The following is an 18367-nucleotide window of genomic DNA, read 5'->3' on the forward strand; positions in this document are numbered from 1 at the left end:
GAAGTATCGATGGCCAATTCGACTTCACTAAGAGAATGATAATCATTATCAATGATTATGTCAACAACTACTTCTTCATAGGAATAATCTATCAAGCTTATAGTTATTATATCTTGGAACTATGACGCAATCCGTGCTAAAGTACTATATGAGGGTAAGACATTAGCAAACTAATGCGGATAATGACAAGAGGTGACTGGATATGAGTAAAAAGACAATGTTCGAGAAGATTTGGGATAATCACGTTATTAACCAGGAAGATGGCAAGCCTAGTGTTATTTATATTGATTTGCATCTAGTACATGAAGTAACTTCACCGCAAGCTTTCGAAGGACTTCGCATGTCCGGTCGTAAAGTTCGTCGTCCTGATTTAACTTTTGCAACTATGGATCACAACGTTCCAACCAAAGACCGTTTCAATATTACAGATCCGATCTCCAAGCAACAAATCGACACACTTTCACAAAACTGCCGTGACTTCGGCGTTACATTATTTGACCTAGATAGTCTTGATCAAGGTGTTGTTCACGTAATGGGTCCAGAGCTTGGTCTTACACACCCAGGCAAAACGATTGTATGCGGCGACAGCCATACATCCACACACGGCGCGTTCGGCGCACTTGCTTTCGGTATCGGAACAAGTGAAGTTGAGCACGTTATGGCAACTCAAACGCTTCAACAATCCAGAGCGAAATCTCTTGAAGTTCGAATCACGGGCAACTTGAAACCAGGCGTTACTGCGAAGGATTTGATCCTTGGTGTTATTGCAAAATATGGCACGGATTTCGCAACTGGTTATGTTATTGAGTATACAGGCGAAGCGATCCGTGGTCTTTCCATGGAAGAGCGTATGACGGTTTGTAACATGTCCATTGAAGGTGGCGCAAGAGCAGGTCTAATCGCTCCGGATGCTACTACATTTAACTACTTGCGTGGTCGTGAATATGTACCGCAAGGTGCTGATTTCGACGAAGCAGTTGCTGAGTGGTCCAACCTTGTGACTGACGAAGGCGCTACGTATGACTGGGTATTGGAATTCGACGCCGATACGTTGATCCCGCAAGTTACCTGGGGAACAAGCCCTGGTATGGGGACAAGTGTTACTTCCTTGGTTCCAGATCCACAAAGCTTCGAAACAGAGAATGAACGTAAAGCTGCTGAAAAAGCGCTTGAATATATGGATTTAACACCAGGAACGCCTATGACTGATCTGAAAGTAGATTATGTCTTCATCGGTTCTTGTACAAATGGACGTATTGAAGATCTACGTGCAGCGGCTAAAATTGCCCAAGGTTACACAGTAGATCCAAGCGTAACAGCAATTGTTGTTCCAGGTTCAGGCCGTGTTAAAATTCAAGCTGAGAAGGAAGGTTTGGACAAAATCTTCTCCAATGCTGGATTCGAATGGCGTGATGCAGGCTGCAGTATGTGTTTGGCGATGAACCCAGACGTACTTCAACCAGGACAACGTTGTGCTTCCACATCCAACCGTAACTTCGAAGGTCGTCAAGGCCGCGGTGGACGTACGCATCTTGTATCCCCAGCAATGGCTGTTGCTGCAGCGATCAAAGGTCATTTCTATGACGTTCGCGATTGGGAAATTAAAGAATACCAACAAGCTTAATTCTGAGCTGAAAAAAGCAAATCTTACGAAGCTAGTTTTGCTGTAGCAAAACTTTAAGGAGAATGAGAACATGGAAGCTTTCAAACAACATACAGGTCTAGTAGGCCCTGTTGATCGTGTAAACGTAGATACAGATGCAATTATCCCTAAACAATTTCTAAAACGTATTGAGCGTTCAGGTTTCGGACAATTTCTTTTCTTCGAGTGGAGATGGGACGAAGCAGGCAACGTAATTGAGAATTTCCCATTGAACCAAGATCGTTATCAAGGAGCTTCCGTTCTAATTTCCAGAGCGAACTTTGGTTGCGGATCCTCCCGTGAGCACGCACCTTGGGCGATTCAAGATTTCGGATTCCGCGTTATCATTGCGCCTTCTTACGCAGACATTTTCTACAACAACTGCTTCAAAAACAGCATTCTGCCAATCAAATTGTCGGAAGAGCAAGTTGAGGATCTGTTCCAACGTACAGCGAAGCACGAAGGGTACAAGCTGAATGTTGATCTTGAGAACAAGAAGCTGACGGATGAGTACGGACTTGAAATCCAATTCGATTTGGATGAGCACCGTCGTCAATTCTTGCTGCAAGGCTTGGATGATATCGGTTTGACGCTTCAGCATGAAGCGAAAATCACAGCGTATGAGCAAGCTCACCAAAAGCGTTTAGCTTACAAATAAGCTAATGGAAAAAGGCGCATCCCCGTTTCGGGGATGCGCCTTTTTTTGCATCCGCAGAAGCAAAGCTTTCTCATTTTTTGCATATTTGGAGGAAAGAATATGCAACTTTTGGCAGTTTGCTACGTCTAATAGTTTACTAGAATGTCGAAGAAGGGGAGGTTATGCTGTCAGGTATAGGTTAATTTTGCTATAATGATAAGAAAGCTGATAGATTGATAGAGTTGGCTGTCTGGCTGTGTTGTTACATCCCCCAATTCCGACATTACATAGAGGTGAATGATGAAATTTCCTGCATTTTGTTTGTTTTTGCTCGCTTGTCTGTTGCTGCTGCCAACTACGGCTTTTGGCGCTGAAGCTCCTAAGCCGATTAAGCTTTTTATGAATGAGAAGCAATTGGAAACTGTCGATGTTCAGCCGCGTATTATTAATGGTACGACGATTGTCCCTTTGCGAATAATTGTAGAACAAATTGGTGCCATTGTGACATGGGAGGAAGCTACCCGGAAAGTCACAATTAAGAAGGACAATATTAATATTCAACTAGTTATTGATACGACGACAGCACTCATTAATGGAAAGAAAGAAGTATTAGACGTTGGACCTAAGATTGAAAATGGTTCTACGATGCTGCCACTGCGGTTCATTGGAGAGGAACTGGGAATTGAATTTAAGTGGGATGGAGCTACTTCTTCCGTTCATATGTTCAAAAAAGATGATTCGGACTCAAAGCCAGTGACAGGACCCATCGATGTTATCGTTCCAGGCGGAAATACGAACCCAGAGACTAAGCCTCCAGGAACGAAGCCGTCAACAGGCACAGGCACAGGTACACCCACACCTACTCCTGACCCTTCGACTCGTGTGATCACTTCTATTGCGCTGTCCGAAACGGACTTAACTGTCATTACGAAGGAGGGCACCATAACTCCGAAGGTGTTAACTTTAGCCAATCCCTCACGCCTTGTTTTTGATTTTCCCAACACGACGCTGGATGACTCACTGCAGAAATTGCTAGTAAAGAATTCCGGTGAACTGCCGTCCAAGCAGCCGCTGGTTTCCAAAGTGCGTTTCTCGAATTACAACGATAATCCGGCTACGGTGAGAATTATTCTGGATTTGATCAGCCCAGCAGACTACCAAGTTCAGGTATCAAAGTTTCCTAATGAATGGAAGGCTACGATCGGTGAGCGGAAGTTAACAGTCATCATCGATGCCGGTCACGGAGATAACGATCCAGGTGCGCTTTCCATAACTGGCAGGCACGAGAAGGAGTTTACACTCGCAACAGCGAAGAAGGTAGAGGCGCTATTAGCCAAAGATAAGCGAATTCATGTCCTGATGACGCGTGCCGATGATACTTTTATCCCACTAGATGATCGTGTTTCTTTTGCGAATGATATTTCAGCGGACCTTTTCTTATCGATCCATGGGAATAGCGCAAAAGCAACGGTTTCTGGAACGGAAACATATTATAACAGGCCGGAAAGCTTAGCTTTCGCCAATGTTATTCATAAGTATGCAGTTCCAGCAACAGGCTTTGCGGATCGTAAAGTTCGCGAAGGGGACTTTCGCGTTATCACCAAAACCACGATGCCTGCTGTCTTGCTTGAAGTTGGTTACTTGTCCAATAAGAATGATGAATCAGCCATGTACAAAGAGGCATTCCAGGACAAATTAGCTGCTTCTCTTGTTGCTGCAATTAAAGAATATTTGAATCTTAATTAAGCAATGAGAACATGAAGCGGAACAAACTAGGCTAGCATGTCTAGGCATAACGCTAAGGAGTGAAAAAGATGAACAAAACAAGTCGCCTAGTTCAAGGAGCGCTCCTTGTAAGTGCCATCACGTTGTCCATAACGGCCTGTGGCCAGAAAAGTCAACTAACAGGAGCCGCTTCAACGGCACCGCAAGCTACTTCTACACCGATTGCAACAGCGTCTACGCAAACAGTAACGCCGAAGCCGACAAGTGCGCCGCTTAAGCAGCTGCAGGTAAAGGCCTATTACAGTGACCAAGATGAAATGAAGCTGGTAGAGAAAGTGGTAACAATCAGCGTAGAGAAGGATTCTGACGCTTATGAGGCTGCTCTTAAGGCTTTACAAAAAAGTGATGATCCGAAAGCGATCCCGTTATTTGATGATTTGAAATTCACCAGTGTGAAGTTTGATGCGGCCAAAGGTGAAATGAAGCTCGATTTGGCATTTGGTCCCAAGACGCAGTTGGGTGCTCCGGGAGAAGAGTTATTTGTACAAGCGTTAAAGAAGACCATCTTCCAATTCCCAGAAGTAAAAACCTTGTATGTACTAAAAGATGGTAAACAAGTAGATAGTTTAATGGGACATCTGGAACTTCCATATCCAATTAAACGACCTAACTAAATAGGAATCGTAGAGGAGTTTAAATTCATTATGAAAAATAAGAAATTGGCGAGTGCTATCGTAAGCTCTATGATCATCACAAGTTTAGCAGGTACACCTGTGCTTGCAGCACCCGCAAATCCAACAACTTCAACCACATCCACCAATTCAAATGTTCGACTGTCTTTTTCGGATGTGAGCAGCGATTACTGGGGGATTCGTCACATCTCCAAGCTAGCCTTGGAGGGAGTTATTGAGGGAGTAGCGGAGGGAATCTACTCACCTGAAACTTCTGTAACTCAGCAAGATGTATTAATTATGGCTACACGGATGATGGGCTTACAGACGGACGTGGATACATTAGCGTCTGAAACTGTTTTCCCTGATTTCATGTTAGTTGATAAATATGCGCGTAATTATGTGGCACTCGCGCTGCAAAAGGGCTTAATCTCAACCGAGCAAGAAAAATTGAGAAGCCAAGGTACGAAGCCTGTAGGCATTTGGGGACAACAAAAAGCAACAAGAGAATGGGTGGCTGAAGTCGTTATTCGTGCCATCGGTAAAGCTTCATTGGCAGATAGCTTATCCAAAAAAGCTACTACATTTACTGACAACGCAAAGATCAGCAGCAGTGCACTAGGTTTCATTAATGCAGCAGTAGCGCTGAAAGTCGTAAATGGGTTCGAGGATGGTTCTTTTCAACCGAAAGGCGTAGTAACACGTGCTCAAATGGCAGCTTTCCTAAGTCGTTCTCAAAAGGATTCGCTGACTTTGCCTGAACGTGCTAAGAAGGGCTATTTGACCAGTTTAACAAGCGGCAGTATTGGTCTTATGGATAAAGACGGAAATACAAGTACATATAAGATATCACCTAATACCGTATTTTTCGGAAACAAAGACGATGTAGCCATTTCGCCAAAAGATTTGCAAGAAACGTACGAAATATCGCTCGTTCAAGTGAATGGTACCGCTTATTATGTTGAAATTATTAGTGATGAGCTGCATATGGATGTACATGAGGGGCAATTGTTAAAGCTTAACCTGACAACGATGAAAGCGACCCTAGACGATTTTGAAAGCTACGATTTAGCATCAGATGTTACTGTTACAGATAGCGATGGGCGTGGTCTAAGCTTGGGTGAGATCGTTGCAGGCAGCACCATCCAAATTCGGAAAAGCCAGCTTGTTGACAGTGACAAGTATACGTCGATCGTAGTTAAGCAAATTCCTGTGAACAAAACAGCGATCGGTGATATTCAAACGTTGCATAAAGATGCCATGCAAATGACGTTACTTGATCCCACTTCTGGTGAGCCTGAGACTTTTGGCTTTTCGAGCAATTTAATCGCTACGCTTGCTGATAATACGTTAATCAATGTGGATGCGATTCATGTAGGCGATACGGTTGAATACACCGTTAAGAATAGTGAAATTGTCAAGATTATTGTTAAAAAGCAAGCGGATGTTGGCACGAGTGTGGAAGGAACGTTCAAACAATTAACGGACGATCAATCCACGATTTTGATTAATAAATCATCTGGCAAGACGGTAGATGTTTTTGAACTAAGTAATAATACACGTGTTGTTATCAATGGCTTAGCCAATGCGAGCATTTATGATCTCGCTTCCGGTGACCAATTGAAGCTGGACGTACTGAACAATAAGGTTACAACAATTACGGTAACGAATCGCTCGATTGAGAATATTTATTTTGCCAAAATCATTGATTATAAGGACTCATCTAAAATTTTAACCGTTACAGATAATGCTGGTACCCCAAATGCTTATATTTTAAATGATGGTATTTCGATAATGTATGCGGGCAGCAAAATACCGTTTAGCTCCTTCAGTGGTATTTTTACAGCTGGTAAATATGTTGATGTTCTTGTTTCTAATAAAAAGGTTATGAGTATTCAAATGTCCTCTCAGTTGGATGGTGTATTAACGCAATTGAATTTACTAACCAACGATATAACCTTAAAAACAGATAGTGGACAAAACTTAACATTTAAACTGAATTTCACACCAATCGTTGAACTAGCAAATAAACCGAACAGTACGATTTCTGATCTAAAAGTGGGGGATAATGTAAGTCTTCTTCTTAGCTTTGATCAAACGACGGTAACTAAAATCGTCACTAGCAAAACGGCCGTTTTTAAAACGCTATTAACGAATGGCAATACTAAACAAGCTACCTTGATGGACGGGACGAATACCAACTATAACATCCCTTTAGACGGGGTTCCTATTGTGAAAGCCGATGGAAGTACTGCGGCGTTCGCTGACCTGGCGATTGACGATTATGTGAAATTGAGCTTTAAAGGCCTTACAATTACGAAAGCCGAGCTAGTCACGCCGATTCGTGGTAAAGTAACAGCCGTGAATGCAGCAGGTACAAGCTTGACGGTTCAAGATTTCACGGGGAAAAGCCAAGTGATTAACGCAGGTACTAACTATAGTGTAAAACTAAATGGCGGCGTGGATTGGAGCTTCTCCTCGATCAAAGTAGGAGACCGTGTTCAATTGATGAAGGATATCAATGATAAATTGCTGATCCAAGTTGCTGTAGCTTCTAAACGCGAATTTGATCAATATAGCGCAACGTTGAGCCAACTCAACTTGAAAGCAACTACTGCTGGCGATCGAACTGCGTATAATCTGTTCCCAAGAGCATACTTTCATACGGGATCTTCCGTTGTGCTGCCAACTTCATTTGTTGCTGGCGATCAACTGACGCTTTACATCCTTGACGATAAAATTGTTGAGATTGAAAAGTAGCATTTTGAACAAAAGTTAGCGGACATCCGTCTGTATTTGAGAAGCAAATCTTCTCAATCAGGCGGTTTTTTTCTTAATTTCAAAAAAAAATGTTTATTTTTTAGAAAATGTTCGCATTTTGACGCTTTCAAGGATTGATTCTGACCTTACAATTCGCTAAACTGGAGAATATTACGACCCTAAGGAAGATCAGCTATGACGCAGAAGACAGTAAGACATATTCTGGATACCATCGGTGAATTATATCCGGATGCTCATTGTGAGCTGAACCACAGTAATCCATTTGAATTAACGATTGCTGTCTTGCTATCAGCTCAGTGTACGGATGAAACCGTGAATAAGGTTACCAAAGACTTGTTCGAGAAGTACAAACGTCCCGAAGACTATTTGGCAGTTCCTTTAGAGGAATTGGAGCAAGACATCCGTCGGATCGGACTATTTCGAAACAAGGCTAGTCATATTCATAAGCTGTGTCAATTGCTACTGGACAAGTTCGGTGGTGAAATTCCTGAGAAGCATGAGCAATTGGTTGAATTGCCTGGCGTTGGACGTAAGACAGCTAATGTTGTTGTTTCGAACGCTTTCGGCGTACCGGCTATTGCGGTAGACACACATGTGGAACGAGTCTCCAAGCGTTTAGGACTTGTCGGCTGGGATGATTCCGTACTTGAAGTTGAAAAGAAGCTAATGAAGAAAGTACCACGAGACGAATGGACGCAAACACATCATCGATTGATATTCTTTGGTCGATATCACTGTAAGGCACAAAACCCCAATTGCACGCTATGTCCGTTATTGGACAATTGCCGCGAGGGGAAGAAACGTATGAAACCAAAGCCGATTAGGAAAACTATTACAAACAAATGAAATGCAGACAAAGGATGGGATTGAAATGAAATGCATCGCCGTATATACCAATAGCTTCGAATTGTTCTCCGATATTTATGAGCAGGTTATCAACACACCACTAGCCGATAATGAGGAAAAAGTCATTGAAGGTGTAACTGTCAGTGAATCCGGTGAGGTTCCTCAGAATTACATAGACAAAATGAAAACAAAATCCGAGGTTGTCGTGATGAAAGTGAAGGATTCGGATATTACGATTCTTCAGCATCGTGACGTTTTTGAAATTTTCCTTCCGGAAAAAGAGAAAATTGCCCTCACGTAAGTCCAGAATCTCCCTTTGGGAGATTTTTTTTCTGTAGACATGGCATGCATACTGAATAATTAAATGATAGAGGAGCGGAATGAACGAATGACGCAATTGGTAGCTAGAAGCATCGCGGTCATGCCGGATGCGCTAAAGAATATGCAGCAAGTGCTTGCGCATGCAGGAGATCATGATAATGCCGCGAAAATGGGGCAGTTGCTGGATAAACTCGATAGTGGTCGCATGAACATTGCGTTCTGCGGGCATTTCTCTGCTGGTAAATCAACGCTCATTAATCAGCTTTGTGGGCAGGCCTTGTTGCCTTCCAGCCCTATTCCGACTAGTGCTAACATTGTTAGCATTCGGAATGGACAGCCAGGTGCGCATGTGACGCATCGTAGTCAGGAAGGAATACTCACCCCCCAAGGGAAAACGACGACCATTCCTCTCAGCGAACTTGAGGCATATTGTGTGAATGGAACAGATATAGAAACGGTTGAAATCACATATCCGATTTCATTTCTCGGCGATGATACAGCATTGTTAGATACCCCGGGTATTGATTCCACGGATGATGCGCATCATCAATCCACCGAATCCGCTTTACATCTAGCTGATGTGGTCTTCTATGTCATGGACTATAATCATGTGCAATCCGAAGTGAATCTTGCTTTTACGAAGAAAATGAAGGAGTGGGGCAAACCGCTCTATCTGGTTGTCAATATGATCGATAAGCATAAGGAGTGGGAGCTTCCTTTCGCGCAGTATCAATCGGGAACGAAGCAAGCTTTCTTAAATTGGGGTATTGAGCCGGATGATTTGCTGTTCGTAACGATGAAAGAGCCTGCTCATCCGCATAATGAATACTCCAAGCTGCAATGGCTCTTGAGCCGTCTTATTGAGCACGGAGATATCTTGCGCAGCTATAGTATCGACGCTTCTGCGCGTTATTTGGCAGCTGAGCATAGCAAATGGCTGGCTGAGCAGCATGAATCGCAAAAGGCGGAATTACTGGAAACGATCAGTCAGGAAGGTGACGTCGAAGAAGTTCAAGGGCTGTCGGTTGCCAAGCAAGAAGAGCTGACTGTGCTGAAAAGCTTGCCAGAAACGCTGACTACTGAACTTCGTAAAGATGTTGGCGCCATTATCGAGAATGCTAATATAACGCCTTCTTTGACACGGGATTATGCAAATGCTTACTTGGAGAGCCGTAAGCCAGGATTTAAGGTTGGATTTTTTAATCGCGCGGCACAAACCGCTGCAGAGCAAGAGAAACGGCTGATAGCGTTTCAGACGGATTTGGCTGAGCAAGTGGAAGCGCAGCTGGACTGGCACTTGCGAGATGCACTAAAAAAAGCGGCAAATGAGCAAGGTCAGCACGATACTGCGCTGATCGCTCAAATTGAAGCGCTGAAGGTGGAAGTAACTGGCGCCTTGATTGCGTCCCAGGTGAATACAGGTGCGTCTTTTGGCGGCGAGTACACGCTAAACTACATGAAGCAGCTAGCTGGCGAGCTGAGGCTGCAGTACCGCAAACTGGCGTTTGCGGTGATTGACCTCATCGCGGATGCTGTCCGCGATAGCTCACGCCCAGCCGCCGCTGCGCTAGCGGCTGAGCTTGAAGCCCTGAGCGGCCGGCTGAGCGCCTGCCGCGAGCTCGCCCGCCTCGAGGAAGCCGAGGCTGCGGCAGAGACCCAGCTGCTGCGCATGGCCAGCTGGGAAAGACCGTCTGCGCCGGCGCTGCCGGATGCGCAGCAGTACACGGCCATGGAGGAGCCGGCAGCAGCCCCGCTGAGCGGGGCTAACCTGCACGTGACCTCCATGGGCACGATCTTGCAGGCCGCCGCGACAGCTTCGGCGGCTGCGGGTATAACAGCAGCTGCTCCCGCGGAGCCAGCTGCTGTCTCACAGCCGTCATCAGTGTTCACCACAGGTGAACACGGCAAGCGCATGGAGCGCAAGGCCGCTGACTTGCAGGCGGCCTCCAGCCTCATCGACGGGCTGCCGTCGATGAGATCACTCGCGCGCTCCATGCGCGAGAAAGCGGAACGTCTGCGGCAGCGGACGTTCACGATTGCGCTGTTCGGCGCGTTCAGCGCCGGCAAGTCTTCGTTCGCCAATGCGTTGATTGGCGAACGGGTGCTGCCGGTGTCGCCGAACCCGACGACCGCGGCAATCAACAAGATCATGCCGCCGACGGAAGGCTGGCCGCATGGCACAGCTAAGGTCAAGATGAAGAAGGCAGACGCCATTCTTGAGGATGTGCTTTATTCACTTCAAATCCTTGGCGTTGAAGCTACCGATATGACATCCGCACTTAAACGGATCGGTCAGCTTTCACCTGCAGATGTGACGGCCAAAGGAAAACCGCACTTCTCCTTCCTGAAAGCCGTAGAAAAAGGCTGGGAAGCAGCCTCTACTAATTTGGGAACTGAACTCCGAATCACAAAGGAAGAATTCTCTGGCTATGTGGCAGAAGAGCACAAGTCCTGCTTTGTTGAATTTATTGAATTATATTATTCGAATCCATTGACGGATCAAGGCATCATTTTTGTTGATACACCAGGGGCAGATTCCATTAATGCCCGCCATACGGGTGTCGCTTTTAACTATATCAAGAATGCAGATGCCATCCTTTTCGTCACTTATTATAACCATGCTTTTTCCCAGGCAGATCGTGAGTTTCTGCTGCAGCTTGGACGGGTCAAGGATAGCTTTGAAATGGATAAAATGTTTTTCATCGTGAATGCGGCTGATTTGGCGGCAAGCTCTGAGGAGCTAGCAGGTGTCGTTCAGCACGTGGAAACGAATTTAGTGCAGCATGGCATTCGTCATCCGCGCATATATCCAATTTCCAGTTATTTGGCGGCTGAAGGTAAAATTAACGGCAATGAAAGCCTAATCGCGCAATCAGGTATACAGCCATTTGAGCAGCAATTTGTTCAGTTTACCTTGAACGAGCTCAGTGATGTGGCGATACATTCGGCTAACTTAGAACTGCATCGAGCAATCGGAACCATGCAGAAGTGGTTGGAGCGGGCACAATCAGGTGAGGAAGAGCGCAGGCTGCAGTTGATCATGCTGGATGAGTCCGAACAGCAAGGTTTAGATCTGCTTGATGATACCCGGTATGATGCTGAGTTGAAGGAATTGAAGAAAGAAATTCAAGAGTTGATGTATTACGTCAAACAACGTACAATGTATCGATTTGGCGAGCTGTATAATTTCGCATTCAATCCTTCTACGTTCCGAGACGAAGCCAAAGATCCGAAAGCAGCACTTCAATTCGCATGGAACGAGTTGTTGCGTATGATTGGGCATGATCTATCACAAGAAGTATTAGCTACCACGCTTCGTGTAGAGAATCGTATGAATCTCATTAGCACCAAACGGATGAATCGCTGGGGCGAGGAGCTGAGCTTGCTGTTAGAAGGCTTTGAGAAGGCTTCCTATGAGCCCAATGCCTTTGTGACACCTGAGGTAACGACGAAGCTTGAAGCATCGGAAGTGAGCTTGAAGCTGCTCCAGAGTTATTTCAAGAGTGCGAAGCAATTTTTCGAAGGTGATGGGAAAAGCAAGTTGAGAACTGAATTGGAGAATCGGATCAATGCGCCAGTAGTTGCGTTTATTGAGGGGCAAACGGCCCAACTTGAACAAGCTTATGGCATCCAATTGGAAAATTGGCTGGCTGCTCAGAAATCGATCATGGAGCAGCAGGTCAAAGAACATGCAGAAGGGCTTCGCGATGCACTCCAAATGAAGATTGATTTGGATGAACTCATATCCAAACAGCATCAGTTGAAGGCATTTGTTTAGCCAATTAACAAAAGGGGAACTAGGTTCTGAGGAACTTAGTTGCCCCTTTTTTTGGATTGCTCATGTAAGGGCTTTCATTGGCGGTTATCCCGATGATTTAAAAGAATAGGGGGGATTACTACACGATTTTGTGAATTTATGCCTATTTAAGCGTTTAAATCCGAGTATCCTCGAATTGCTCACATATAGTGATGGTGTTAAGATTCATAAAGTGTTCACACATTATAAGCGTTTCAAATCTATCCTTTTAAGGAGGGCCCAAAGTGGATGTATTCAGGCAACTGAAGCCATATTTTTGGCCAGAGAAAAAACTGTTTTTTGGAGCCATTGCATGTCTTGCAATCGCTACCGCGCTCGGCTTGGTGTACCCCAATTTACTTCGGTATTTAATTGACGAAGTGATCACCAAGAAGCAATTTGACCTTGTGCCGCGACTGGCACTCATCGTTGTTGTTGTTGTTTCTATGAAAGGGATGTTCCAGTTTTTGCATGGTTTGTGCGGGGGTCGCTTAGGAAACCGTGTTGCGTTCCACTTACGGAATGCGCTTTACAACAAGCTGCAATATCTGTCGTTCCAGTACTACGATCAAGCGAGAACAGGAGACTTAATGTCCAGGCTGACAGCCGATTTGGAAGGTATTCGCCAATTTATTGGCTTTGGCTTTGCGCAAATCCTGAACGTATTGTTAATGCTCGTTTTTGGAATGGGCATGATGTTCTCCATCAACTGGAAGCTAGCTTTACTTACGATGATTACGATGCCATTTCTGGCCTTTACGGCAGTCCGTTTTGAAGGCAAGATTCACCCAGCCTTCCGGATGGTGCGTCAGTCCCTAAGTACGATGACGACGGCTGTTCAAGAAAATATTACGGGTGTACGGACTGTTAAATCATTTGCTCGCGAACCGCATGAAATTTCCAAGTTTGCAACGCGCAATGAAGATTATAAGTCCATGAATATTGGGTCGTCAGGGATTTGGGCGAAGTATTTTCCAATCATGGAGATTCTTGCGAATTTGAGTGTCGTCATTCTACTCGGGGCTGGCGGCTACATGGTTATTAACGGTACGATTTCACTAGGCGAATTGGTAGCCTGCTTTAGTCTCATTTGGTACATAATCGGGCCGATGTGGGGCTTAGGCTTTCATATTAATAACTTTACGCAAACCAAAGCTTCCGGGGAAAAAATCCTTGATGTCCTTCATCATTACATGCACGTCAAAGATAGCGAAAATGCAGCAGCGCTGACAAAAGTCGACGGTCATGTCAAATTTGATCATGTGACTTTCGCTTATCCCGAGAAACAACCTTCCTTATATGATTTTACCTTGGATGCGCCTCCAGGCTCCGTGATTGGACTCTTAGGAAGCACGGGCTCGGGGAAAACAACCGTGATCTCGCTCCTAATGAGAGCCTACAACGTCAAAGAAGGCAAAGTTATGCTGGATGGAAAAGATATTCGTTCCTTGCAGTTGGAAAGCTACCGCAGCCAGATTTCAACCGTTTTCCAAGAAACGTTCCTATTTTCATCTACCATTCGTAACAATATCGCTTATGGCCGCAAGGATGTAACGATGGACGAGATTGTCCGTGCAGCCAAATTAGCCAAAGCGCATGACTTCATTTCGGAGCTGCCTGAAGGCTATGACACACTTGTTGGTGAACGTGGACTTGGACTGTCCGGCGGTCAGAAGCAGCGGATTGCGATCGCTAGAGCCTTGATCAAAGATCCGAAAATTCTCGTGTTAGACGATGCTACAAGTGCGGTGGATATGGAAACAGAGCATGAGATTCAAGCTGGTTTTGGAGAAGTTATGGCAGGTCGAACGACGTTCATCATTGCACATCGGATCTCCTCATTGAAGCACGCGGATGAAATTATTGTACTTGATAAAGGACGAATTATTCAAAGAGGTACGCACCAAGAGCTATTACAGCAAGATGGTTTGTACCGTCAAACTTATGACATTCAATATTCGGACGGACCGCAAAACCAAACTGCGAAGAACCAAGCAGCGGCTGCCCTTGAAGAGGGGAATGCGGCAGATTCCGTAGAGGCACCAATTACCTCTGCCTCTACGCCAGAAAGAAGGTTGGCAAATTGAGTAATCCATCAAAGCAAGTTGAGGGAGCTTCACCAAATCCAGACTCTCAAACAGGGCATCGATTTGTCTATCAAGATGACGAATTGATCGAAAAGCCTTTTGACTGGGGCCAATTAAAACGCTTGTTTAGTTATATGAAGCCTTATCGCAAACAATTGCTGCCGATTATCATTATCATGATGCTTTTAGGCGCAATTACGAAATTGACAGTTCCACTACTCATCAGTAAAGCGATTGACAATGCTATCATTCCAAAGGATTCGAAATTACTTGTGCTTATTGTTGGTATCATGCTCGGTGTATATCTGATTCAATGGATAGCCAATACATTTCGTATCAAATATACGAATATGATCGGGCAGCGTGTCATTTATGATCTGCGTCATGATCTCTTTAGTCATATTCAAAAGCTCTCATTTCGCTTCTTTGATACAAGACCTGCCGGATCTGTACTCGTTCGTGTGACGAACTATGTCAATTCGTTGCAAGATCTATTTACGAACGGTGTCGTGAACTTATTGATCGATGTTGTTCAACTGGTCGGTATCATCATTATTTTGCTGTCATTCAATTTTAAATTAGGTGCTTCAATCATTGTAACGGTTCCGATTATGTTTATGATATCGACGAAGCTTCGGACCAAAATTCGCCGCTCGTGGCAGGACGTTACCATGAAGCAATCCCGCTTAAATGCCCATTTGAATGAGTGTATTCAAGGGATTCGGGTCACACAGGCTTACACACAGGAGAAAGAGAACATTCAGTTTTTCTCGAAAATGAATATGACCAATCGGTTGGCCTGGAACCGAGCATCGATGCTCAATCAATCGTTTGGTCCTCTCATTGAAATTACAGGTGCGATTGGTTATTGTATCTTGTTCTGGTTGGGTGCGCATTTGATTCAAAAAGAAGAAATCACCGTTGGTCTACTAGTTGCATTCGCTACTTACATTGGGTATTTCTGGGAACCTATTACGCGATTAGGGCAGATGTACTCACAGCTTTTGATTGCGATGGCTTCGGCAGAACGGATTTTTGAATTTATCGATGAGAAGCCGACTGTGGCTGAAATCGAGGGTGCGAAGGATTTACCTCACGTCGAGGGGAATGTGAAGTTCAAGGACCTCGTTTTCGAGTATGAGCCAGGACGGCCTGCATTGAATGGTATCAATTTGGATGTAACGGCAGGCCAATCGATCGCATTAGTTGGTCATACCGGCTCAGGGAAAAGTACGATCATGAATTTACTTTGTCGCTTCTATGACCCCAATCAGGGACACATTGAGATCGATGGCACTAACATTCGTGAGGTGACGATCCAAAGTCTGCGCTCCCAAATCGGCGTCGTGCTGCAAGATACATTTATTTTCTCGGGCACGATTCGCGATAACATTCGCTTTGGTCGATTAGATGCTACAGATGATGAGATCGAACAGGTTGCGAAAGCTGTGCATGCGCATGATTTTATCACACTGCTGCCGAATGGCTACAATACTGAGGTGCAAGAGCGCGGTAATGTGCTGTCGATGGGTCAACGCCAATTGATTTCATTTGCAAGAGCGCTGCTAGCGAATCCGCGTGTGCTCATCCTGGATGAAGCGACAGCAAGTATCGACACAGATACCGAGCTGAAAATCCAAGAGGCACTCAAGACACTCCTAGCGGGTCGTACGTCCTTTATCGTGGCGCATCGCCTGTCTACGATTCGTAATGCGGACAAAATCGTCGTGCTCGATCACGGACGCATGATGGAAATCGGTAATCATGATGAGCTCATGAAGGAGAAAAAAATCTATTACGGCTTGATCCAAGCCCAGTATAAATTTTTGCAGGATGCTGTGTAGGCATCATGAGAGTAGCTGCTTAGCCACATGAATGTGGTTAAGCAGCTTTTTCTGTAGTCATCGACTCCTAATTCCCTATTTCCCAATTTTGTCCTCCTAAAGCACTATCCACATGAATCCCTTTCCTAAACATTTCCACAATGTTTGCAAAATTTGACGAGAAGCTATACTCTTAAATTGGAAATATGCCAATTATTCGCAGGAGGGGACAGCATTGAAATCATCTCGTTTCATCTGGGGTGCCATTGGTTTAACCGCATCCATTTCTACCATTGTTTTCGCTGTTGGCTTTGCTTACGCGGCGAATCAGATATGGTTTCCCAAGGCATCTGGAGATTTGCAGCTCGCCACGCCAGTTCCAACGAAACCATCCATTATTGAGAGCAGCAGCAAGCTGCAAATTGTAGCCCTAGGGGATTCGCTCACAGCAGGAACAGGTGATAATACGGGCAAAGGTTATGTTGGACGCGTCCGCGAAAAGCTGGAAAAAGAGAGCGGTAAGCCCGTTTTTGTACTAAATAATCTCGCCATTCCTGGTTACAAAAGCGATCAGCTTCTTGCTGATTTAGCATTGAAAAAGACACAAGATGCGCTTGCTCAAGCCGATATCATTTTGCTAACCATTGGTGGAAATGATATTTTTGCAGGAGGGGAAGGGCTATTCAAAGGTACTAACCAAACGGAATTTAATCCGGAGGCCGCAGAAAAGCGGGTAGACCCTGCACTAGCCAAAATGGAGAAGATCACTTCCGCAATTAACAAAGCCAACCCGAAAGCAACGCTATTATATATCGGTTTATATCACCCATTCCTTGATCTAGATCCAACAAGAGAGGGCTCCTTAACCGTGCAACGATGGAATAACGGCGTGTTTAAGCTCACGAATCAATATCCACAGATGCTCATCGTTCCTACTTACGACCTATTTGAGCAAAATTTGATCAAATATTTATCTTCCGCGGATCATTTTCATCCCAATGGGGACGGCTATGAACGGATTGCGGAGCGGATTGTCCAAATTTTAAAATAGGGGGCATGAGAGATGGCTGTAGCAGCTTCGCCTAATATCGTTCTATCCGTTAGTAATTTGAAAAAAAGCATTAAAAACAAAGAAATCATCAAAGGCATTTCCTTCGATGTGTATGCGGGAGAGATCTTTGGTTTCCTTGGTCCCAATGGTTCAGGTAAAACAACGACAATTCGTATGCTAGTTGATTTAATACGTCCTACGGAAGGGACCATACATATTTGTGGATTTGATGTTCATAAGGAACATGACGAAGCCATGAGAAAAGTGGGCTGTATCGTTGAAAATCCTGAGCTTTATTCCTATCTCACAGGCTGGGAGAATCTCGAGCATTTTGCCCGTATGCTGCCCGATGTGGATGAGAATCGGATTCAAGAGGTTGTAGAAATTGTCTCGATGGATCAGCGCATTCATGATAAAGTGCGCACCTATTCACTTGGCATGCGCCAGCGTTTAGGGATAGCGCAAGCTTTATTAGGGCGGCCAAGTCTTCTGATTTTGGACGAGCCAACGAACGGTCTTGATCCACAAGGTATCAAAGAAATGAGGGAGTTTATACAACGATTAGCTGCGGATGGCCTTAGTTTGTTCGTCTCTAGCCACTTGCTCAGCGAGCTTCAGCAAATGTGTCATCGCGTAGCCATTATTAGTCATGGCGAGGTCATTCAAGTAGGTGCTGTAGATGAACTTATAGCTCAAGGCGGAAGGGTTGTATGGACGGTTTCACCTAGTGCAGAAGCGGAACGCATACTCCAATCATCAGAGTTGGTACTTTCGGCGATTGCTGTGGAATCGGATAACTTAACAAGCTTGCCATCAGCGGTGAGACAGATTTCAACACAAATGGATCAAGCGGACATTCCTAAGCTAAGTCAACTTTTGATTGAAAAAGGAGTTAGCCTGTACGCGGTAGAAATCAAAAATCCAACACTCGAAGATTTGTTCTTGCGTTTAACTGAAGGGGAACGAATAGAGTAAGAGAAGGTGAAT

At 44.8% G+C, this 18367-nt stretch carries 12 protein-coding genes; all 12 read left to right on the forward strand.

Features of this window, described 5'->3' with window-relative positions; genetic code table 11:
• The first annotated feature begins 202 nt into the window (after positions 1-202).
• Positions 203-1624, forward strand: a complete 1422-nt coding sequence (gene leuC, locus AC58QO_RS12725; RefSeq protein ID WP_497265915.1) for a 3-isopropylmalate dehydratase large subunit — start codon at positions 203-205, stop codon at positions 1622-1624.
• 70 nt (positions 1625-1694) lie between these two features.
• The gene (leuD, locus tag AC58QO_RS12730; protein ID WP_028554372.1) at positions 1695-2300 is read left to right on the forward strand and encodes a 3-isopropylmalate dehydratase small subunit; all 606 of its coding nucleotides are present in this window, start codon (positions 1695-1697) and stop codon (positions 2298-2300) included.
• A gap of 276 nt (positions 2301-2576) precedes the next feature.
• Positions 2577-4025 (forward strand): N-acetylmuramoyl-L-alanine amidase family protein, encoded by a 1449-nt coding sequence (locus AC58QO_RS12735; protein WP_497265917.1) that lies wholly within the window; start codon positions 2577-2579, stop codon positions 4023-4025.
• Between the two features lie 68 nt (positions 4026-4093).
• Entirely contained in the window at positions 4094-4678 is a 585-nt protein-coding gene (locus tag AC58QO_RS12740; RefSeq protein WP_497265919.1) for a GerMN domain-containing protein, read from the forward strand.
• A gap of 30 nt (positions 4679-4708) precedes the next feature.
• Entirely contained in the window at positions 4709-7435 is a 2727-nt protein-coding gene (locus tag AC58QO_RS12745; RefSeq protein ID WP_497265921.1) for an S-layer homology domain-containing protein, read from the forward strand.
• Between the two features lie 195 nt (positions 7436-7630).
• Positions 7631-8302: an endonuclease III gene (gene nth / locus AC58QO_RS12750; RefSeq protein WP_497265923.1), complete on the forward strand. Its 672-nt coding sequence runs from the start codon at positions 7631-7633 to the stop codon at positions 8300-8302.
• A gap of 25 nt (positions 8303-8327) precedes the next feature.
• The gene (locus AC58QO_RS12755; protein ID WP_028554377.1) at positions 8328-8603 is read left to right on the forward strand and encodes a hypothetical protein; all 276 of its coding nucleotides are present in this window, start codon (positions 8328-8330) and stop codon (positions 8601-8603) included.
• An 87-nt stretch (positions 8604-8690) separates the two neighbouring features.
• Entirely contained in the window at positions 8691-12401 is a 3711-nt protein-coding gene (locus AC58QO_RS12760) for a dynamin family protein (protein ID WP_497265924.1), read from the forward strand.
• Between the two features lie 263 nt (positions 12402-12664).
• A complete protein-coding gene (locus AC58QO_RS12765; RefSeq protein ID WP_497265926.1) occupies positions 12665-14506 on the forward strand; it encodes an ABC transporter ATP-binding protein in 1842 nt (613 codons plus the stop codon).
• The gene (locus AC58QO_RS12770; protein WP_497265928.1) at positions 14503-16350 is read left to right on the forward strand and encodes an ABC transporter ATP-binding protein; all 1848 of its coding nucleotides are present in this window, start codon (positions 14503-14505) and stop codon (positions 16348-16350) included. Before AC58QO_RS12765 ends, AC58QO_RS12770 begins: the two co-directional genes overlap by 4 nt.
• Before the next feature lie 214 nt (positions 16351-16564).
• A complete protein-coding gene (locus AC58QO_RS12775) occupies positions 16565-17380 on the forward strand; it encodes a GDSL-type esterase/lipase family protein (protein ID WP_497265930.1) in 816 nt (271 codons plus the stop codon).
• A gap of 12 nt (positions 17381-17392) precedes the next feature.
• Positions 17393-18355: an ABC transporter ATP-binding protein gene (locus AC58QO_RS12780; protein WP_497265932.1), complete on the forward strand. Its 963-nt coding sequence runs from the start codon at positions 17393-17395 to the stop codon at positions 18353-18355.
• Positions 18356-18367: the final 12 nt, after the last annotated feature.

It is taken from the genome of Paenibacillus sp. J31R30 (assembly GCF_059692115.1).